The organism is Streptomyces marincola, assembly GCF_020410765.1.
GTDB classification, from domain to species: Bacteria; Actinomycetota; Actinomycetes; order Streptomycetales; family Streptomycetaceae; genus Streptomyces; species Streptomyces marincola.
In genome coordinates, this window is the sequence record NZ_CP084541.1 from 1,951,619 (window position 1) to 1,974,009 (window position 22,391).

Annotated in this window: 3 protein-coding genes and 1 pseudogene; 2 read left to right on the forward strand and 2 right to left on the reverse strand. The window is 75.3% G+C overall.

Annotation, left to right across the window (positions count from 1 at the left end; translation table 11 throughout):
* Positions 1 to 18 precede the first annotated feature (18 nt).
* Positions 19 to 10,182, reverse strand: a complete 10,164-nt coding sequence (locus LC193_RS08215; RefSeq protein WP_450263920.1) for an SDR family NAD(P)-dependent oxidoreductase — start codon at positions 10,180 to 10,182, stop codon at positions 19 to 21.
* A 38-nt stretch (positions 10,183 to 10,220) separates the two neighbouring features.
* Positions 10,221 to 15,122, reverse strand: a pseudogene (locus tag LC193_RS08220) (SDR family NAD(P)-dependent oxidoreductase); the annotation flags it as partial.
* Between the two features lie 558 nt (positions 15,123 to 15,680).
* Between LC193_RS08220 and LC193_RS08225 the strand changes: the two are divergent.
* Together LC193_RS08225 and LC193_RS08230 are read left to right on the forward strand one after the other, a co-directional pair.
* On the forward strand, positions 15,681 to 18,488 hold the full coding sequence (locus LC193_RS08225) for a helix-turn-helix transcriptional regulator (RefSeq protein WP_226072953.1): 2,808 nt from the start codon (positions 15,681 to 15,683) through the stop codon (positions 18,486 to 18,488).
* Between the two features lie 724 nt (positions 18,489 to 19,212).
* Positions 19,213 to 22,107, forward strand: a complete 2,895-nt coding sequence (locus LC193_RS08230; protein ID WP_226072954.1) for a helix-turn-helix transcriptional regulator — start codon at positions 19,213 to 19,215, stop codon at positions 22,105 to 22,107.
* The last annotated feature ends 284 nt before the right edge of the window (positions 22,108 to 22,391 follow it).

The window sequence follows — 22,391 nt, forward strand, 5'->3', positions numbered from 1 at the left end:
GTGTCGGCCATCGTGTCCTCAGGCTTCCCGCGTCGCGTCGTCGAGGTCGGCGTCCTGCAACGCCATGCTGATCAGGGCTTCGGTGTCCATCTCGTCGATCGAGCCCTCCTCGGGGCCGGTCGCGGACGGGGCCGACGCGGGCGCGGCGCCCGCGAGTTCGAGCAGGGTGTCCATGAGCCCCGCGTCGTGCAGCCGGGAGAGCGGGATCGACCCGAGCAGGCGGCGGACCGTCTCCTCGTCGGCGTCCGCGCCGCCGTCGAGTCCCGGCGCCAGCTCCTCTGCGAGATGGCCGGCGAGCACCCGGGCGTTGGGCTGGTCGAAGATCAGGGTGGGCGGCAGCCGCAGGCCGGTGGCGGCGTTCAGCGTGTTGCGGAACTCGACCGCGCCGAGCGAGTCGAACCCGAGGTCGCCGAACGCCCGTTCCGGTTCGATCGCCTCGGGTCCCGCGTGGCCGAGCACGGCCGCCGCGTGGGAGCGCACGAGGTGCAGCAGTTCGTCCTCCCGCTCGCCCGGCGTGAGCCCGGCGAGCCGCTGCCGCAGCGCGCCGGCCCCGCCGCCCCGGCCGGCCGCGGCGGCACGCCGGCCGCCGCCGCGCACCAGGCCGCGCAGCAGCGGCGGCACCTCGTCCGCCGTGAGCGCCCTGGTGTCAAGGCGCATCGGCACCAGCGCGGGCGCGGCCAGCGCGCCTGCCGCGTCCATGAGTTCAAGCCCCTCGTCCGGGGTGAGGCCGACGAGCCCGGTGCGGTCGATGCGCTGCCGGTCGCGCTCCGCCAGGTCGCCCGCCATGCCCGCGTCGGTCGCCCACAGGCCCCAGGCCAGCGACTGGGCGGGCAGGCCCTGGGCGCGGCGGTGTGCCGCGAGGCCGTCGAGGAACGCGTTGGCCGCCGCGTAGTTGCCCTGCCCCGGGGTGCCGATCACCCCGGCGGCCGAGGAGAACAGCACGAACGCGCCCAGGTCCATCTCCCTGGTCAGCTCGTGCAGGTGCAGCGCCGCGAGCGCCTTCGGCGCGAGCACGGCGTCGAGGCGTTCCGGCGTCAGCGCGGAGACCACGCCGTCGTCGAGCACGCCCGCCGCGTGCACGACGCCGGTGAGCGCGCGGCCCGCGAGCAGGTCCGCCAGCGCGTCGCGGTCCGCGACGTCGCACGCGGCCACCTCGACCTCGGCGCCCAGGTCGACGAGAGCGGCGACGAGTTCGTCCGTGCCCGGCGCCTTGGGGCCCCTGCGGCTGGTAAGCAGCAGCCGCCGCACGCCGTGCGCGGTCACCAGGTGGCGGGCGACGAGGCCGCCGAGCGCGCCCGAGGCGCCCGTGATCAGCACCGTGTCGCCGAACGCCGGGGCGGGGCCCGGCTCCGTGCCCGCGGCCGGCCGCAGCCGCGGCGCGTACGCCTGCCCGTTCCGGATGGCGACCTGCGGTTCCCCGGTGGCCAGGGCCAGGGCGACGGCCTCGGCGTGCTCCCGCTCGTCGTCAGTACCGGCACCGGAGTCGTCCGCCACGTCGATCAAGACGAAGCGGCCCGGGTCCTCCGACTGCGCGCTGCGCACCAGGCCCCACACGGCCGCGCCGGCCAGGTCGGTCACGTCCTCGTCCGCGACCCGGACCGCGCCCCGGGTGAGGACCGCGAGGGTGCCGGTCTCCGTCCGCAGCGCGTCGAGCGCCGCGTGCAGCGCGGCGCGCGCGTCCCCGCCCCCGGCCCGCCACACCCGCACGTCGTCCGCGGGGCGGCCGGTCGCGTCGACCCGCTCCCACGCCACGCGCCACAGGGCGTCGGCGCGCGCGGGCGCGGGCGCCGCCATCGGGCGCAGCGTCAGGGCGCCGACGGACAGCACGCGGCTGCCCATGCCGTCCACGGCGCTCAGGGTGACCTGGTCCTCGCCCGTCCTCGCCACCCGCACCCGCAGCGCGGTGGCGCCCGCGGCGTGCAGTTCCACGCCCGACCACGAGAACGGCAGGACGACGCGGTCGTCGTCGAACAGCAGCGGGATCGTGTGCAGGGCCGCGTCCAGCAGGGCCGGGTGCAGCCCGAACCGGTCGGCCGCGCCTGGCAGCACCGCCTCGGCGAACACCTCGTCGCCGCGCCGCCAGGCCGACTTGAGGCCCTGGAACGCGGGCCCGTAGGAGATGCCCGCCTCGGCCAGGCCCTCGTAGAGCCCCGCGATCTCCACGGGCAGCGCGCCCGCGGGCGGCCACTGCGCCTCGTCGGCCGCGTCCCCGCCGGTGGCGGGGGCCAGGGTGCCCGCGGCGTGGCGGGTCCACGGCAGGTGCGGTTCCTCCTCGCCGCGCGCGTACACCTCGACGGTCCTGCGGCCCGCCTCGTCGTCCGCGCCGACCACGACCTGCACGGCGGTGGCGCCGCGTTCGTCCAGCACCAGGGGCGCCTCGATCGTCAGCTCCTCGATCCGGCCGCAGCCCACCTCGTCGCCCGCGCGCACGGCGAGTTCGACGAAGGCGGCGCCGGGCAGCAGCACCGTTCCCGCGACGGCGTGCTCGGCCAGCCAGGGCTGCGTGCCGAGCGAGAGGCGGCCGGTCAGCACGGCCTGGCCCGAGCCGGCGACCGCGACGGCGGCGTCGAGCAGCGGGTGGTCGGACGCCTCGCTCCCGCGCCCGGTCGCCAGCCAGAACGCCTGCCGCTCGAACGGGTAGGTCGGCAGGTCGACGCGCCGGGCGCCGCGCCCGCCGAGCACGGCCGCCCAGTCGACGCGGACGCCCGCGGTGAACAGCAGGCCCACGCCGGTCAGCAGGCTCTGCGTCTCGGGCTGGTCGCGGCGCAGCGTGGCCGCCACGGCGCCGTCGAAGGTCTGCCTGACCATGGCGGCGAGCACGCCGTCGGGGCCGACTTCGAGGAACCGCGTGACGCCCTCGCCGCGCAGCCGCTCGACCTCGTCCGCGAAGCGCACGGCCTCGCGCACGTGCCGCACCCAGTAGTCGGCCGAGCCGACGTCCTTGGTCAGCCGCAGCACCGGCTCCCGGTAGGTGACGCTCTCCGCGACCTCGCGGAAGGCGTCGAGCATCGGGTCCATCAGCGGCGAGTGGAACGCGTGGGACACCTTGAGGCGGCTGGTCCTGCGGTCCGCGAACCGCTCGGCGACGGCCGCCACGGCCTCCTCTGCCCCCGAGACCACGAGCGAGGTGGGCGTGTTGACCGCCGCGATCCCCACCAGGTCCCCGAGGAACGGGGCCACCTCGTCCTCGGTGGCCTCGATCGCCACCATGGCGCCGCCGGCGGGCAGTTCCTGCATCAGCCGGCCGCGCGCCGCGATCAGCCGCGCCGCGTCCGCCAGGTCGAACACGCCGGCCACGTGGGCCGCCGCCACCTCCCCGATGGAGTGGCCGGCCAGGAAGTCCGGTGTGACGCCCCAGGATTCGAGCAGCCGGAACAGGGCGACCTCAAGGGCGAAGATCGCGGGCTGCGTGTACTCGGTGCGGGCGAGCGCGTCGGCGTCGTCCCACATGGCCGCGCGCACATCGAGGCCGCCCTGCCGGTCGAGGCTGTCGGCCACCGCGTCGAACGCCGCCGCGAACGCCGGGAACTGCTCGTACAGTTCGCGGCCCATCCCGAGCCGCTGGCTGCCCTGCCCGGTGAACAGGAAGGCCAGCGCGCCCTCGGTGACCGAGCCCGTGACGGTCTCCGACCCGACGCGCACCGCGCGGTGTTCGAGGGCGGCCCGGCCCGTGGCGGCCGACCAGGCCACGTCGAGCGCGTCCCCCTCGACGGCCGCGAGGCGTTCCAGTTGCGCCGCGAGCGCGGTGCGCGTGCGCGCCGAGGCCACGAGCGGAACGGCCGGCAGCTCCCGCCGCTCCTCGGCGGGCGCCTCCTCGGCCGGCGGCGCCTCCTCGACGATGACGTGCGCGTTCGTGCCGCTGATGCCGAAGGAGGACACGCCCGCGCGGCGCGGCCGGTCCCCGCGCGGCCACTCCCGCGCCCCGGTCAGCAGCCGCACCTCGCCCGCCGACCAGTCCACCTGCGGCGTCGGCTCGTCCACGTGCAGCGTGGGAGGCAGCGTGTCCTCGCGCATGGCCTGCACCATCTTGATGACGCCCGCGACGCCGGCCGCCGCCTGCGTGTGGCCGATGTTCGACTTGATCGAACCGAGCCACAACGGCCGCTCCGCCGTGCGCTCCTGGCCGTAGGTGGCGATGAGCGCCTGCGCCTCGATCGGGTCGCCCAGCGTGGTGCCCGTGCCGTGCGCCTCGACCGCGTCCACATCCGCCGGAGACAGGCCGGCGTTGGCCAGCGCCTGCCGGATCACGCGCTGCTGCGAGGGGCCGTTGGGGGCGGTCAGGCCGTTGCTCGCGCCGTCCTGGTTGGTCGCGGTGCCGCGCACGAGGGCGAGCACCTGGTGCCCGTTGCGCCGCGCGTCGGAAAGCCGCTCCACCAGCAGCACGCCGACGCCCTCGCCCCAGCCCGCGCCGTCGGCCGATGCGGCGAAGGAGCGGCAGCGGCCGTCGCGGGACAGGCCGCGCTGCTCGCTGAACTCGATGAAGTTGTCCGGCGCGGCCATCACCGTCACGCCGCCCGCGAGCGCGAGCGTGCACTCGCCGGAGCGCAGCGCCTGGGCGGCCAGGTGCAGGGCGACCAGCGAGGAGGAGCACGCGGTGTCCACGGTGACCGCCGGGCCTTCGAGGCCGAGGGTGTAGGCGACGCGGCCCGAGGCGATGGCGCCCGTGCTGCTGTTGTGCGCGTAGTCGTGGTACATCATCCCGGCGAACACGCCGGTCGCGGAGCCCTTGAGCGTCGTCGGGTCGATCCCGGCCCGTTCCAGCGCCTCCCAGGACGCTTCGAGCAGCAGCCGCTGCTGCGGGTCCATCACCAGCGCCTCGTTCGGCGCGATCCCGAAGAAGCCGGGGTCGAACCCGGCCGCGTCGTACAGGAACGCGCCCCGGTCGACGTAGCTGGTGCGCGGCCGGTCGCCCGTGGGGTCGTAGACGCGCTCCAGGTCCCAGCCGCGGTTGGTGGGGAAGCCGCCGACGGCGTCCACGCCGTCCGCGACCAGCCGCCACAGCTCCTCGGGCGAGGTGACCCCGCCCGGGTAGCGGCACGCCATGCCGACGATCGCGATCGGGTCGTCGCCCGCCGCCGTGACGGCCGCCGCGACGGCGGCGCCGCGCACGGTGCCGGACACCTCGTCGAGCAGGTGGCGCGCGAGCACGGCGGGCGTCGGGTAGTCGAACACCAGCGTCACCGGCAGCCGCAGGCCCGTGGCCTGGCCGAGCCCGTTGCGCAGTTCCATCGCGGCCAGCGAGTCCACGCCGAGGTCGCGGAACGCGCGCTCCGGGTCGACGGCCTCGGGGCCCGCGTAGCCGAGGGTCGCCGCGGCCTGGGCGCGGACCAGGGTCAGCACGGTGTCGAGCCGCCGCTCCTGCGACAGGCCGGCGAGCCGTTCGCCCAGCCCCTGCGCGTCGGCGCGCGACCTGGCGGCGCCGCGCGTGACCGCGGGCACCAGCCCGCGCAGCAGCTCGGGCACCGAGCCGCCGGCGCGGACGGCCGCGAGGTCGAGCTTGACGGGCACGAGGGTGGCGGGCTCGGCGAGGCGCGCCGCCGCGTCGAACAGCGCGAGGCCCTCGGCGTGCGACAGCGGGAGGATGCCGCCGCGCGCCATGCGGTTGCGGTCGGTGCCGGTCAGGTTGCCCGCCATGCCGGTGCTGGTCTGCCACACGCCCCAGGCCAGCGACTGGGCGGGCAGGCCCTGGGCGCGGCGGTGCTCCGCGAGCGCGTCGAGGAACGCGTTGGCCGCCGCGTAGTTGCCCTGCCCGGGCGAGCCGACCACGCCGGCCGCCGAGGAGAACAGCACGAACGCGCCCAGGTCCATGTCCCGGGTCAGCTCGTGCAGGTGCAGCGCGGCGTCCGCCTTGGGGCGCAGGACCCGGTCCACGCGCTCGGGCGTCAGCGAGGAGACCACGCCGTCGTCCAGCACGCCCGCCGCGTGGATCACGCCCGTCAGGGCGCGGCCCGCGAGCAGGTCCGCCACCGCGTCGCGGTCCGCGACGTCGCACGCGACGACCTCGGCCTCGGCGCCCAACGCGGCCAGCTCTGCGACCAGTTCGGCCGCGCCCGGCGTGTCCGCGCCCCTGCGGCCGGTCAGCACCAGGCGGCGCACGCCGTACTCGGTGACCAGGTGCCTGGCCACCAGGCCGCCGAGCACGCCGGCGCCACCGGTGATCAGCACCGTGTCACCGAACGCCGGGGCCGCGCCCGCCGCCTCACCGGTTTCGCCGGTCGCGTCCGCCGCCACCCGGGCCAGCCGGGGCGCGTGGGCGACGCCCTCGCGCACCGCGACCCTGGGTTCGCCGGTCGCAAGCGCCCGCGCGAGGGCGTCCTGCTCCTGCGCGCCGGGGGCACCGGTCAGGTCGACCAGGAAGAACCGGTCGGGGTCCTCGGTCTGCGCGCTGCGCACCAGGCCCCACACGGCCGCGGCGGCCAGGTCGGTGATGTCCTCGCCGTGCACGGAGACCGCTCCCCTGGTGACCACCACCAGGCGGGACCCCGCGGCCTGGAGCGCGTCGAGCGTCGCGTTCACCGCCGCCCGCACCTCGCCCCCCTCGGGGACGCGGAACACCTCGGCGCCGGCCGGCGCGGCCCCGCCGCCGCCGTTGGGCAGCGGCGTCCAGGCGATCCGGAACAGCGACTCGGCGCGCGGCGCGGTCGCGACGGCCGTCAGGGGCCGCAGCACCAGCGACTCGATCGTCGCGACGGGCCGCCCGGTCGCGTCCGCGATGGCCACGGAGGCCACCCCGCCCTGGCGGGGCGTGACCCGCACCCGCACCGCGCCCGCGCCCGAGGCGTGCAGTTCGACGCCCGACCACGTGAACGGCAGCATCGCCGTGTCGCCCGCGCCCGCCTCGGACAGCGCGATGGCGTGCAGGCCCGCGTCCAGGACCGCCGGGTGCAGGCCGAACGCCTCAGGGTCCGCCAGGTCGGGCAGCGTGACCTCGGCGTAGATCTCCTCGCCCGCGCGCCAGGCCGCGCCCAGCCCGCGGAACGCGGGGCCGTAGGCGATGCCCGCCTCGGCCAACGCCCCGTACAGCGCGTCCACTTCGGTGTCCATCGGCTCGGCGCCCGGCGGCGGCCACGCGGCCAGTTCCGTGCCGCCCGCGGGCGTGCCCGGCGTGAGCAGGCCGGTGGCGTGCCGCTGCCAGGGCAGGTCGAACGCGTCCTGGTCGCGCGAGTACACCGTCACCGCGCGGCGCCCCGCGTCGTCGGCCGCCGCGACGACGACCTGGACGGCCGCCCCGCCGCGTTCCCCGAGGACCAGCGGCGCCTCGATCGTCAGCTCCTCGATCCGGCCGCAGCCCACCTCGTCGCCCGCGCGCACCACGAGTTCCACGAACCCGGTGCCGGGGAACAGCACGGAGCCGCCGACGACGTGGTCGGCCAGCCACGGCAGGGCCGCGGTGGAGAGCCTGCCGGTGAGCACCACCTCGTCAGAGCCCGCGACCATGACCACGGCGCCGAGCAGCGGGTGCCGCCCCGAGGCCAGGCCCATCGAGGCCGCGTCGGCGTTGGCCGCCGTGTCGGTCAGCCAGAACCTGCGGTGCTGGAACGGGTACGTCGGCAGCTCGGCCGGCTCCGCCGCGAGGCCCTCGAACACCCGCTCCCAGTCGATGTCCACGCCGTGCGCGTGGGCCTGGGCGAGCGCGCCGAGGAAACGGGCGTGCCCGCCGTCGTTGCGGCGCAGCGTGCCGACCGCCGGCCCCTCGATGCTGGGCACCAGCACCGGGTGGGCACTGGCCTCGACGAACACCACCGGGCCGCGCTCCGCCAGCCGGCGGATGACCTGGTCGAACTCCACGGTCTGCCGCAGGTTCCGGTACCAGTAGCCGGCGTCGAGCCCCGTGGTGTCGAGCAGCCCGCCGGTCACGGTGGACCAGAACGGGATGCGCGCCTCGCGCGGCCGGATCGGGGCCAGCACGTCGAGGAGTTCGTCCTCGATGGCCTCCACCTGCGGGCCGTGCGAGGCGTAGTCCACCGGAATCCGCCGGGCCCGCACGCCCTCCGCCTCGCACGCGGCGATCAGCTCGTCGAGCGCCGCGACCTCGCCCGAGACGACGGTCGCCGCCGCGCCGTTGACGACCGCGACCGCCAGCCGCCCCTCCCAGCGCGGCAGCCTGGCCTCGACCTCCTCGCGCGGCAGGGCCACCGACACCATGCCGCCGAGCCCCGACAGCGCGAGCAGCGCCTTGCTGCGCAGCGCCACCACGCGGGCCGCGTCGTCGAGCGACAGGGCCCCGGCCACGCTCGCGGCGGCGATCTCGCCCTGCGAGTGGCCCACCACCGCCACCGGCTCCACGCCGTAGTGCTGCCACAGGCCGGCGAGCGAGACCATCACCGCCCACAGCACCGGCTGCACCACGTCCACGCGCGCCAGCAGCTCCTCGTCGCCCAGCGCGTCACCGAGCGACCAGTCGACGAACGGCGCGAGCGCCGCCTCGCAGGCGGCCAGCCGTTGCGTGAACACCGGTGACGCGGCGGCCAGTTCCTGGGCCATCCCGACCCACTGCGCGCCCTGGCCCGGGAACACGAGCACCGCGCCCGCCCCCGGCCTGGCCGGCACCACCGCGCCCTGGCCCTGCGCGAGGGCGGCCAGGCCCTGCTCGAACTCCTCGGCGTCCGTGCCCACCACCACGGCCCTGTGCTCGAACGCGGCCCGGCGCGTCGCCAGCGACCAGCCCACGTCCGCGGGGCGCGCCCCGGCCAGCGCGCCGCGCAGCCGCCCCGCGTACTCCCGCACCGCGGCCTCGGAGCGCCCCGAGACCACCCAGGGAACGGCGGCGGGCGCCGGGGGCGCGGCCTCTCCTTCCGCGGATTCCTCGGCCGGCACCTCGGCCGGCGCCTCCTCGATGACGACGTGCGCGTTCGTGCCGCTCGCGCCGAAGGACGAGACGGCGGCGCGGCGCGGTTCCTCGCCCGCCGGCCAGTCGCGGTCCTCGGTCAGCAGCCGCACCGTGCCCGCCGACCAGTCCACCTGCGGGGTCGGCTCGTCCACGTGCAGGGTGCGCGGCAGCCGCCCGTTGCGCAGCGCCTGCACCATCTTGATCACGCCGGCCACGCCGGCCGCCGCCTGCGTGTGGCCGATGTTCGACTTGATCGAGCCCAGCCACAGCGGCCGGTCCGCCGTGCGCTCCTGGCCGTAGGTGGCGATGAGCGCCTGCGCCTCGATCGGGTCGCCGAGCGTCGTCGCCGTGCCGTGCGCCTCGACCGCGTCCACGTCAGCCGCCGACAGGCCCGCGTTGGCCAGCGCCTGCCGGATCACCCGGCGCTGCGAGGGGCCGCTCGGCGCGGTGAAGCCGTTGGAGGCGCCGTCCTGGTTGACGGCGGAGCCGCGGATGACGGCGAGCACCCGGTGGCCGTTCCTGCGCGCGTCGGAGAGGCGTTCGAGCGCGAGCATGCCGACGCCCTCGCCCCAGCCCGTGCCGTCGGCCCCGGCGGCGAACGCCCGGCACCGCCCGTCGGCGGAGAGCCCGCGCTGCTTGCTGAACTCCACGAACGTGACCGGGGTCGACATCACCGTCACCCCGCCGGCCAGGGCGAGGGCGCACTCCCCCGAGCGCAGCGCCTTGATCGCCAGGTCCAGGGCGACCAGCGAGGACGAGCACGCGGTGTCGACGGTGACCGCCGGGCCTTCGAGGCCGAGCGTGTAGGCGACGCGGCCCGAGACCAGCGCGCCCGTCACGCTGGTGTTCGGGTAGTCGTGGTACACGAGGCCGGCGTACACGCCGGTCGAACTGCCCTTCAGCGTCAACGGGTCGATGCCGGCCCGTTCCACCGCCTCCCACGAGGTTTCGAGCAGCAGCCGCTGCTGCGGGTCCATCGCCATCGCCTCGTTGGGGCTGATGCCGAAGAACTCCGGGTCGAAGTCGCCCGCGCCGTCGAGGAAGCTGCCCTCCTTGACGTAGCTGGTGTTCTCACCGGCGCCGTCCGGGTCGTAGAGGGTGTCCAGGTTCCAGCCCCGGTCGGCGGGGAACTCACCGACCGCGTCGAGCCCGCCCGCGACCATGTCCCACAGGTCCTCGGGCGAGGCGACGCCGCCGGGGAACCGGCACGCCATCCCCACGATCGCGACCGGCTCAAGGGCCCGGTCCTCCACCTCGCGCAGGCGACGCCGGGTCTGCTGCAACTCGGCGGTGGCTCGGCGGAGATACTCGCGAAGCCGGTCGTCGTTCGAGTCCTTCGACATCGACATCAACCCATCCGTGAAAGTCCACGATCAGCAGGCGGGAACCGTCAGGGCAGTCCCAATTCCTTGTCCAGAACGTCAAACAACTCGTCGTCGGAAGCCGCCACCAGGCCGTCGGCCGCCGCCTCGTCCGCCCGCCCGTCGCGGGCGTCGCGGGCGCGCCGCGACACCGCTTCGAGCCGGGCCGTGACCCTGGCGTGCGCCTCGTCGTCGGCCGGCGCGAGCGCGGCCAACGCCTCCTCGATCCGGCCCAGTTCGGCCAGCAGCGCGGCGGCCGGGTCGGCCGCTTCCGGCCGCAGTCCCGCGTGCAGGAGCTGGGCGATGGCCAGGGCCGTCGGGTGGTCGAAGACGAGGGTCGCGGGCAGCGTCAGCCCGGTCTCGGCGTTGAGCACGTTGCGCAGTTCGACGGCGCCGAGCGAGGTCAGGCCCAGTTCGTTGACCGCGCGCCCCGGCGGCACGGCCTCGACCCCGCCGTGGCCGAGAATCCGGGCGACGTGGCCGCGGACGAGTTCGACCAGCGCCTCCTCGCGTTCCGCGTCGGTCAGCCCGGCGAGCCGCCCCTCCAGCGCGGCCCGGCCGGAGGACGCGCGCCGCGCCGCGCCGCGCACCAGGCCGCCGAACAGCGCGGGGAGCGTCCCCGCCCCGGCCTGCTCGCGCATCACCGCCAGGTCGAACCGGACGGGGAGCGTCAGCGCGGGGCGGCCCGGCAGGGTCGCGGCGTCCAGCAGGGCCAGGCCCTCCTCGGGCGACAGCGGCGGCATGCCGGTGCGGCGCAGGCGCAGCAGTTCGCCCTCGTCCATCCGGTCGGCCATGCCGCCGACGCTGGTCCAGGGGCCCCAGCCGAGGGAGAGGCCCGGCAGCCCGCGGGCGGCGCGGTGCCGGGCGAGCGCGTCGAGCCAGGCGTTGGCGGCGGCGTAGTTCGCCTGGCCCGCGCCGGGCAGCGTGCCGGCGGCCGACGAGTAGACGACGAACGCCGACAGGTCGTGCTCGCGCGTGAGTTCGTGCAGGTGCCAGGCGGCGTCGACCTTGGGGCGCAGGACCGCGTCGAGCCGCTCCGGCGTCAGCTCGGCGAGCAGCGCGTCGTCCACGACGCCGGCCGAGTGCACCACGGCCCGCAGGGAACGGCCGGCCACCAGCGCGGCGACGGCGTCCCGGTCGGCCACGTCGCAGGCCACGACCTCGGCCTCGGCGCCCGACGCGGCGAGGTCCGCGACCAGTTCGGCCGCGCCCGGCGTCTGCGCGCCCCTGCGGCCGGTCAGCAGCAGGTGGCGCACGCCGTGTGCCGAGGCCAGGTGCCTGGCGGTCAGGGCGCCGAGTCCGCTCAGCCCGCCGGTGATCAGGACCGCGCCGTCCCCGTCCCACACCGGGGCGGCGTCCGGCGCGGCGTCGGCCGGCACCCGGGCCAGGCGCGGCACGCGGATCTCCCCGCCGCGCACCGCGAGTTCGGGTTCCGCGAGGCGCAGCGCCCCGTCGGGCACCTCGGCATCGGCCGCGGGGTCGAGGTCGATCAGCTGGAAGCGGCCCGGGTGCTCGGCCTCGGCGGCACGCACCAGGCCCCACACGGCCGCGTGCCCGAGGTCGTGCCCCTCGGCCGCGCCGCGCGTGACGACGACCAGCCGCGCGGTCGCGGCGCGTTCGTCGGCCGGCCACGCCTGGATCACGGAGAACGCCTCGCGCAGCAGCGCCCTGGACGCCTCGGGGCCCGCGTCCGCCGGTGGCGGGCACATCCACACCACGTGCTCGCCCGGCGCGGTGGCCGCGGCGGCGGGGGCGGCGACCCAGTCGACGTGGAACAGCGACTCGCGCCCGCCGGTGCGGGCCCTGACCTCCTCGGGAGAGAGCGGGCGCGTCTCCGCCGACTCGACCGTCAGCACCGGGAGTCCGTCCCGGTCCGCGCGCGCCTCGGCACCGCGCCACGTGTGGGCGAGGGCCGGTCCTCCGTCGGCGGGCAGGCCCGCGGCCTTCGTCGCGGCGTCGAGGAACGCCGCGTACGGCTCCTCGTCGCGGCGCCACGCGGGCCCGGCCGCCGCGGCCTCCCCGGCGGCGAGGAGGCCCGTGGCGTGCCTCGTCCACGCGGCCCCTTCCTCCCGGCGCGCGTGGATGCCGAGGTCCCCCGACCCGTCGACCACGACGCGCAGCGTCACGGCGTCCTCGGCGCCGGCGAGGACCAGCGGCTCGTGCACGTCGAGTTCGCCGACGCGGGAGCGGCCCGTGCACTCGGCGGCGAACAGGGCGAGTTCGAGCAGCACCTGCCCGGGGACCACGACCGCGCCGAAGGCGTCGTGGTCGGAGAGCCAGGGCTGGGCGTCGGGCGAGAGCCGGCCGGTGAACACGGCCGCGCCGTCCTCGGGCAGTTCGACCATGGAGGCCAGCAGCGGGTGCTCGACGGCGTCCGCGCCCGCGGTGGCGGGCCGTTCCGTGAGCCAGTAACGGGTGTGCTGGAACGGGTAGGTGGGCAGGTCCACGCGGCGCGCGCCGCGGCCCGCGAACACCGCGGACCAGTCGACCGGCACCCCGTCGGTGAACAGCCTTGCCACCCCGCCGAACACGCTCTCCACCTCGGGGCGGTCGCGGCGCAGGGTGGCGGTGGCGAGGGCGTCGGGCGCGGTCTGCCCGACCAGCGACGTCAACGCCGCGTCAGGACCGATCTCCAGGTAGCGCGTCACCCCCGCATCCCGCAGCGCCGCCACGTCGTCCGCGAACCGCACGGCCTCCCGCACATGCCCCACCCAGTACTCCGCCGAGCCCACGTCCTTCACCATCCGGATGCGCGGCTCGTGGTAGGCCACGGACTCCGCGACCTTCCGGAACTCCGCCAGCATCGGCTCCATCAACGGCGAATGGAACGCGTGCGACACCACAAGCCGCCGCGTCCTGCGCCCCTCGAACCGGGCCACCACCTCCGCCACCGCATCCTCATCCCCCGACACCACCACCGAGGACGGGCCGTTCACCGCACCCAACCCCACCCGATCCCCCAGGAAAGGCGCCACCTCATCCTCCGACGCCTCCACCGCCACCATCGCCCCACCCGCAGGCAACCCCTGCATCAACCGCCCCCGCTCCACAATCAACCGCACCGCATCCTCAAGCCCCAGCACCCCCGCCACATGAGCCGCCGCCACCTCACCGATCGAATGCCCCACCACCAAATCCGGCCGCACCCCCCACGACTCCACCAACCGGAACAACGCCACCTCCACCGCGAACACCGCAGGCTGCGTGAACTCCGTCCACCCCAACCGCTCCCCATCCCCCCACACCACACCCCGCACCCCACACCCCAACCCCTCACACAACCCCACCACCTCATCAAACGCCTCAGCGAACACCGGAAACGCCTCATACAACTCCCGCCCCATCCCCACCCGCTGACTCCCCTGCCCCGTGAACAAGAACCCCACCTTGCCCCCGGACGACGCCAGCCCCCGATACGTCTCCCCACCCACCAGCACCGCCCGATGCTCAAGCACCGCACGCCCCGCCACCGCCGAGAACCCCACATCCAACGCACCACGCACCCCCACCAACGCGCCCACCCGCAGCACCTGTTCCTCCAGGGCCTCGGGGTCGGCGGCGGAGACGACGATCGGCGCGACGGGCAGCTCGCGCCGTTCCTCGGGCTCCGCCTCGTCCTCGACCCGCGGCGCCTCCTCGACGATCACGTGCGCGTTCGTGCCGCTCATCCCGAAGGAGGACACGCCGGCGCGGCGCGGCCGGTCCCCGCGCGGCCACTCCCGCGCCTCGCTCAGCAGCCGCACGTTCCCCGCCGACCAGTCCACCTGCGGCGTCGGCTCCTCCACATGCAGCGTGCGCGGCAGCCGCCCGTGCCGCATCGCCTCCACCATCTTGATGACCCCGGCCACGCCGGAAGCCGCCTGCGTGTGGCCGAGGTTGGACTTCACCGAGCCCAGCCACAGCGGCTCCTCGCGGTCCTGGCCGTAGGTGGCCAGCAGCGCCTGCGCCTCGATCGGGTCGCCCAGCGTCGTGCCCGTGCCGTGCGCCTCCACCGCGTCCACATCCGCCGGAGACAGGCCCGCGTCGGCCAGCGCCTGCCGGATCACGCGGCGCTGCGAGGGGCCGTTCGGGGAGGACATGCCGTTGCTCGCGCCGTCCTGGTTCAACGCGCTGCCCCGCACCACCGCGAGCACCGGGTGCCCGTTGCGCCGCGCGTCGGAGAGGCGTTCGAGCACGAGGACGCCGGCGCCCTCCGAGCAGCCGACGCCGTCGGCCGCCGCGCCGAAGGACTTGCAGCGGCCGTCGAGCGCGAGGCCGCGCTGTTCGCTGAAGTACACGAACATGTCGGGGGTCGCCATCACCGTCACGCCGCCCGCGAGCGCGAGCGAGCAGTCCCCGGAACGCAGCGCCCGCATCGCCGTGTGCAGCGCGACGAGCGAGGAGGAGCACGCCGTGTCCATGGTCACCGCGGGGCCTTCGAGGCCCAGCGTGTAGGCGACGCGGCCCGAGACGATGCTGCCGCCGCTGCTGCCCTTGACGTAGTCGTGGTACATGACGCCGGCGAACACGCCCGTCGGCGAGCCCTTGAGCGAGGACGGGTCGATCCCGGCCCGCTCAAGCGCCTCCCAGGACACTTCGAGCAGCAGCCGCTGCTGCGGGTCGCTCTCGGCGGCCTCGCGCGGGCTGATCCCGAAGAGGCCGGCGTCGAAGTCGCCCGCGTCGTACAGGAAACCGCCCTCGCGGGACGCGGTCCTACCGGGCTTGCCCGGCTCCGGGTCGTAGATCGACTCCACGTCCCAGCCACGGTCGCCGGGGAACTCCGAGACCGCGTCGACCCCCTCGTCCACCAGCCGCCACAGCCCCTCGGGCGAGGTCACCCCGCCCGGATAGCGGCACGCCATCGCCACGATCGCGATCGGCTCACGGTCGCGCTGCTCCAACTCGGCGACGCGCCTGCGGGCGGCACGCAGATCCGTGGTCGCGCGCTTGAGGTAGTCGAGAAGCTTCTCCTGGTTGCCCACCACAGCCACTCCGGGTAGAGAAGGCGCCGACGCTGCGGCGCGCGCTTGAGTCGAACACTAGGTAGGCGCCCATAGCCCCCCAACCCCTGCTCGCCCCTAACGTGGGGCCACCCGTCCGCCCCCTTGAACTGATGTGCGGGGCGCTGCCCGGCTCCGCGCCGCCGTTCCCGCCGCGCCCGCCGAAGTCCCTGGACGGTGCCGCGGGAGGCCGCCGGGAAGGCCCGCCGAAGTCGCCGAGGGAGTGAGCACAATTCCGCACGACTGCCGCCATCCCCGACATGGGCGGCAGATCCTCGGGTCACCATGCCAGTGGCATTACCCGCACGGAAGACTTGCAGCCTTCACAAGCTCATCGCCAGCCTGGTAGCATCTGTAAAAGTCAAGAAGATGGCTATTTGACCACCCTGGCCGCCAGACGAATTGGCGAAATAAGTAAGGGAACATCGCCGTCTGGCAACTCCGGTGCGTGGCCGAGACCACTGGGGGTAATACTCTGTGCCTGTATGCGACCAACGGGCAATGGAGCTCATGCTTGACTCCTTCGCTCAGTGCCAACGGGGAAACGGGGAAGTAGTTCTCGTCGAAGGAACTTTAACCAGTGGCAAAACCGCACTGCTGGGCGAGTTCACCAAGAAGCTATCGACGTTTAACGCACTGGAAATGAGCGCCACGGGGGCGCGGGCAGAAACCCCCATTCAAATGGGAATCATCTGGCAACTGTTCCACAGCGCACAGATCCCGGATGAAATCAAGGAAAGAATCGACGCAATTCTCGGTACCGAGGAGATGGCGCTCGAATTCTCCGAGACCTCACGTCAGATTCCACGCACATCAGAAGTCCAGGTCATGCACGCGCTGTGGCTCGTCTTCCACGAGCTTTCGCGCCGCCAGCCCCTTGTCATTTGCATCGACGATCTGCACTTCGCGGACGAGGCGTCGCTGCACGTTCTGTTCTACCTGTGCCGCCGCATTCGTTCGGCCCGCATCATGCTCGTGTTCACCAGGTGGGCGCAGCCAGAACCCCTGCTCTCCCCGCTACGCGCGGAGATCACCCGCGCCCCGCACCGCCACATCACCCTGGGCCCCCTGTCCGTCGCGCGCGTCGCCGACGCCCTCGCCCCGCGCGTCCAGGACGAGGCGGCGGCCGGCGAACTGGCCCCGGCCTACCACGACCTCACGGGCGGGAACCCGCTCCTGCTCGACGGGCTCGTGGCCGACAGCTTCCCCGGCGGCCGGCCGGCCGGGGAGCGCGGCGCGCCGGTGCCGGGGGCGGCCTACAGACAGGCGGTCGTGGACTGCCTGCAACGCGGCGACCCGCACCTGTTCGAGGTCGCGGGCGCGCTCGCGATCCTTGAGGAGCACGCCACCCCCGCGCTGGTGGGGCGGCTGCTGTCGCTGACGGCGGACGAGGCGGCACGCCAGCTCGACATCCTCGACCGGGCCGGCCTGCTCGACTCCGGGCGGCTGCGCCACCGGGAGTTGGCCTCGGCCGTCCACTCCGCGCTGTCGCGCAGCATGGCGCACCTGCACGCCCACGTCGCCGAGCTGCTGTACGAACTCGGCGCCGAGGAGATCGACATCGCCCGCCACCTCGTCAGGGGCGGCACCGTGCTGGGCCCGTGGGCGCAGCAGACGCTGCGGCTCGCGGCGCGCCAGGCGCTGGTGAGCGACCAGCCGGAGTTCGCGGCGAGCGCGCTCGAACTGGCCCTGCGCCAGTGCGACGACGACAGCGACCGGCTGCGCCTCCAGGTGGCGCTGACCCAGGTCGCGTGGTGGGTGAACCCCTCGGCGGGGGCCAAGTACTCGCAGTCCCTGCGCGACGCGCTCACCGACGGGCGGCTCTCGGCGCTCGACGGCCTCTCGGTGGTCAGGCAGCTGCTGTGGCAGGGGAACGCCAAGCCGGCCACCGAGCACATGGAGACCCTGACGGCGGCGCTCGGCACCTGCGAGTCCCGGGCGCTGTCCGCGATGCGGCTCTCCTACGAGTGGATATACGGAGCGCCCCCCGACCAGGTCACGCACCAGACCGCGGGCCGCAAGCGGTCGGCCGCCCGGCTGCGCGCGTACGGTCTGGCCGGGCTCCACACGCTGTGGTCCGGCGAGCCGAGCGACGAACTGGTCCGGGGCGCGGAGAACGTGCTCCAGGGCCAGTTGATCGACATGGTCCCGGAGATCGGGGCCACGGCCCTGCTGCTGCTCGACCACGCGGGGCAGCGGTCGCGCGCGCTCCACTGGTGGCGCGTGCTCCAGGAGGAGGCGGTGCGGCAGGGCGCGGTCACGTGGCGCGCCGTGCTCAGCGCGGTGGGCGCCGACATGGCGTTGCGCAGGGGTGCCCTCGCCACGGCCGAGTCCAAGGCGCGCGAGGCGCTCGAACTCCTGCACACGCAGAGCTGGGGCGTGCTCGTGGGCTGCCCGCTGTCGACGGCGATCGAGGCGGCCACGGCGATGGGGCGGCACGAGCAGGCGGAGGAGCTGCTGCGGCACGTGGTCCCCGACGCCATGTTCGACACCGTCTTCGGGCTGCGGTACCTGCACGCCCGCGGGCACCACCACCTCGCGATGGGGCGGCCGTTCGCCGCGCAGGCGGACTTCGAGCGGTGCGCGGACATCATGCGCCGGCGCGAGCTCGACTTCCCCTCGCTGGTGCCGTGGCGCAGCGACCTGGCCCAGGCGCACCTCGCGCTGCGCCAGCACCGGCGCGCCCGGGAGCTGCTGACCGAGCAGCTCGGCCGGCTCGACGCGCACGAGGACGAGCGGCTGCGCGGCATCACGCTGCGGCTGCTCGCCCTGGCCGGGCCGCAGCAGCGGCGCATGGCCGTGCTCGGCGAGGCCGTCGACCTGCTGGAGCGCGGCGGCGACCACCTGGAGCTGCACCGGGCGCTCGTCGACATGAGCAAGCTGTACCGGGCCCAGGGCGAACTGGGCCAGGCGCGGCTCCTGGCGCGCCGTGCGGAGCAGGCCGCCAAGGCGTGCGGCGAGGGTGGCCTGCTGAACGGGCGGCCCGAGCCCGAGGCGGCGGACGGCACGGCCGCGTCGCGGGAACCGGTGGCCAGGCACCAACGGCCCGCGCAGGCCCGGCCGGTGGCGCGGACGGTGCCCAGGGTCCTGCCGCGCGGGGGGCCGGCGGCGGCACGGGCCGGCGGCGAACCGTCCCTGAGCGAGGCCGAGCGCAAGGTGGCCACGCTGGCGGCGTTCGGGCACAGCAACCGCGAGATCGGCCGGAAGCTGTACATCACGGTGAGCACGGTCGAACAGCATCTGACGCGCGTGTACCGGAAGCTGAACGTACAGAAACGCGAGGACCTGAGACCTGAAATCCTGTCGGCCGCCGGATGACGTGCGGGGGCTTTTCGGTGAACAGCCGCCCGCACCGGTGGCACCGCCGCCCCCGCCGCGTTTTCCCGCCGGCTCCGGCTCGCGGCACCGCGTATCAGCGGGCACCGCGCAGCGCCCATTCCCACGTGTTCCGCGCAGACCTGGAATGACGGTCGCGGCAGCGTCGCCGCCCGTGCGGAACGCGCCGGGACGTCCGGCATCGAACACTCTCCCGATCCGGGCCCGCTCGCCGCAGCGGGCCCGGATTCTTTATGCCGTGCGGCGCGGTCCATGCCCGGGCGGATGGTCGCGCAGAGCGACGATCGAGCCGTGACCCCGCTCCCAGGGACTCGGCCGTGACCCGCTCCCAGGGACTCGGCAGGACGCTACCGGGAAGACGGACACCGGGCCGCGCGAAGCCCGTTCCGCATCCTCATGTGACCGCGTCCTGCCCGGTTCGGTAAATGCCTCCGGCACATGCCACAAGAAACGGAAGGGCCACTTCCGGGCAACATCTGAGCGCACCACGGCACTTGACGAGCGCGACGGGGGACATTGGCCGAGACCTGGCTAGGGGCCCCTAGGGGGTGTTCGCCTGTGGGGCCCGGAATAGCCTGCCGCCGGAAAGCGACCAGGAATTACCGCGGACTTCGGCAATGACGAGTCCGGTGACCGGACCGGCCGCGATGGGAAATCGGGTCGGCCCACAACGACCACACCGACAGGGGTAAGCACAGCAGTGTTGGTGGAGCGAGCAGCAATACTCGGACAGATCGACGACGTACTGACTCAGTCCGCGCGGGGGAGCGGCGGCATCGCCGCGATCAGCGGTTCGACCGCGATGGGGAAGACCACCGTGCTCAACGCCGTGGCGGAACGGGCCGCCGAGGCCGGAAGCACGGTGCTCGGCATCGTGGGCTCGCCCTACGAGCGTGACGTTCCCTTCGGCGCACTCGCACAACTCCTGCACGCGATCGACGCGCGATTCCCCGGCGCCTGGGCACCGGGCGACGGGGTACCGCGGGCGGCACGCCGGGGCGGCCCCTCGGCTGCCGGAGGCTTCGAGGAACCGGACGACGCCCCCGGGCACGCCCCCGAGGCCGTGGCCGCCGCTCCCGTGGCGCCCGAGGCCGCGGCCGACCCCCTGGCGGTGGCCCGGCAGACGTACCGGCTCATCGCCCGACTGGCCGCCGGACGCCACCTGTTGATCACGGTGGACGACATCCAGCACGCCGACGCGGCGACCCTCACCTGCCTCGGCTACCTCGCGCAGCGCCTGAGCAGGCACAGCGTGACGCTGGTGTACACCTGCGGGGCCTCCCTCGACGAACGGCCCCCGCGCCTCCTGCGCGACCTGCTGTACCTGACCGGCGTGCGGCGCCTCCACCTCGGGCCGCTCACCCGCGAGGACATCGCCCGACTCGTCGACCAGCAGGCGTCGTTCCTTCCCTCCGACGCGCCGGGCGACCCGTTCGTCACCGAGATCCACACCCTCAGCGGCGGGAACCCCCTGCTCGCCCAGGCGCTGATCGAGGAACACGCCTCGCGCCTGGCCCCCCGGCCGACCGCGCCCGGCACCCGGTGCCCCGAGGGCGAACTGCCGACCGGCCACGTCTTCCATCAGGCCGTGCTCGCCTACCTGCACCGGCTCGGCCCGCGCGCGGTACGCCTCGCGCGCTGCATCGCACTGCTCGACGAGGCGGCCACCCCGCTACTGCTCAGCCGGCTGAGCGGCATCGACGCCGAACTCGTCGAACGCTGCCTCAGGACGTACGGCGGCGCCGGCATGCTGGACGGCGCCGCCGTCCGGCTCCCCGGCGTGCGGCAGGCGATCCTCGGCGACATGCCGCACGAGGAGCTGACCGCGCTGCGGCACCGCGCCGCGCGCCTCCTGCACGACGGCGGCGCACCGCCGCGCACCGTCGCCGCGCACCTGCTGAACGCCGGTCCGCTGCGCGAGGACTGGGTGGCGTCCGTGCTGCGGGACAGCGCCCGCCAGGCGCTGGCCGACGGCGACGTGCCCCTCGGCGTGCGCTGCCTCGAACTGGCCCGCGAGTGCTGCGCGGACGAGGCGCAGCGCCTCGCGGTGAAGGCGGAGTACGCCGCCGCCCAGTGGCAGCTGAGACCCGCCGACTCCGCACCCCACTTCCTCGCCCTCAAGCAGCCTGCGGTCACGGGCGCCCTGCCGCGCGCCGAGGCGCTGCGCGCCGCCGAGGGCCTGCTGTTCCACCTGCGTTTCGACGACGCCGTCGACGTCATCGACCACCTGGGCGACGCCCCGGCCGACGAGACGCTCGCGTCGGCGTTGCAGGGCACGCGGCTGCTGATGGCCTCGGAGTTCCCCGGGGTGCTGCACCGCCCCGCCCGCCCGCTGCCGCCCGTCACCGCGGCGGCCACGTCCACCTCGGAGCTGCGGGCCCGGCACGCCCTCGCCCTCGTGCTCGAACGGGGCGCCGACGCGTACGCCGTCGCCCTGGCCGAGCAGGTGCTCAAGGGCAGCGCGACCGGCTCCCGCGGCAGTCTGCGCGCCGCGCCCACGGCGTTGCTCGCCCTGTGCTACGCGGACCGCCTGGAGACGGCAGCCGAGTGGTACGCGTCACTCGCCACCGAGGCCGCGGACCGCGACGCACCCGCCTGGCGGGCCCAACTCGCCTGCGTCGGAGCCCTGATCGCGCTGCGGCGCGGCCGGCTCGCGGACGCGGTGCGGCGCGCGGAGCGGGCCCGCGAGCAGTTCTCAGGACCGGCCTGGAACGCGCAGGGCGCCCTCGCCCTCGCCGTACTGGTCGAGGCGCACACGGCGATGGGCGACCACAGGGCCGCGGCCGGGTACCTGGCCCCCGAGCCGCCGCCCGGCCTGTTCCTCACCCGCGCGGGGCTCCACTACCTCTACGCGCGCGGGCACCACCACCTCGCGACCGGCAACGCCTACCTGGCGCTCTCCGACTTCGTCGGGTGCGGCGCGCTGATGCGCCGCTGGAACATCGACACCCCCGCCCTCGCGCCCTGGCGGCTCGGGGAGGCCGAGGCGCTGCTGCGGCTCGGCGACCGGGACCGGGCGGCCCGGCTGGTGGAGCAGCAGCTCGCGACGCCTGACGCCGGGCTCACCCGCGCGCGCGGGATGACCCTGCACGGCCTGGCCCGGGTCACCTCGACGGCCAAGCAGCCGGCGATCCTGCGGGACGCGTTCCGCCTGCTGGAGAGCAGCGGCGCGCAGTACGAGGCCGCCGCCGTGCTCGCGGACCTGAGCCGCGCCTACCAGCGGCTGGGCGAGAAGACCAAGGCGCGGCCGACCGCGCGGCGCGCGTGGCGGCTCGCCAAGAGCTGCCAGGCGGAGGCCATGTGCCAGTCCCTGCTGCCCTCGCCCGCTCCCCCGGCGCAGAGCGCGGACCCGCGGCGGCACGCCGCGCCGCGTGCCGCCCGCCGCACGGCCCACGACGGCTTCGGCGGCCTCAGCGCCTCCGAGCGCCGCGTCGCGATGCTCGCGTCGCAGGGCTACGCCAACCGCGAGATCGCCGACCGGCTGTTCATCACGGTCAGCACCGTGGAGCAGCACCTGACGCGCGTCTACCGGAAGATGGGCATCAGGAACCGCGAGCAGCTGCTCGAAGGGGCGCAGGCCGTCAGCTACGAGCCGGTCTGACGGCGCGGTCCGCCGGGGCCCGGCCCCGGCGGACACCCCGGCCCGGCCCGGCCCCGCCGAGGGAATTTCGCCCCAACTCCCGCTGAACACAAGGCCGCGCCCCCTCACACCCCCAGCCCCGCGCACCCCCGCCGCCCCGGTCCCGCCCGGCGCCCGCCGGAGCCGTCCGCGGGCGGCTTCGGCGTGCCGGGCACCGCGCGGCGGCGCGGCGCGTGCCCGTTCGCGGCCGGCCCCCGGCCCGTTTCCGGTCCGCGCCGCGCGCGCCGGGTCAACTACCGTGCGGT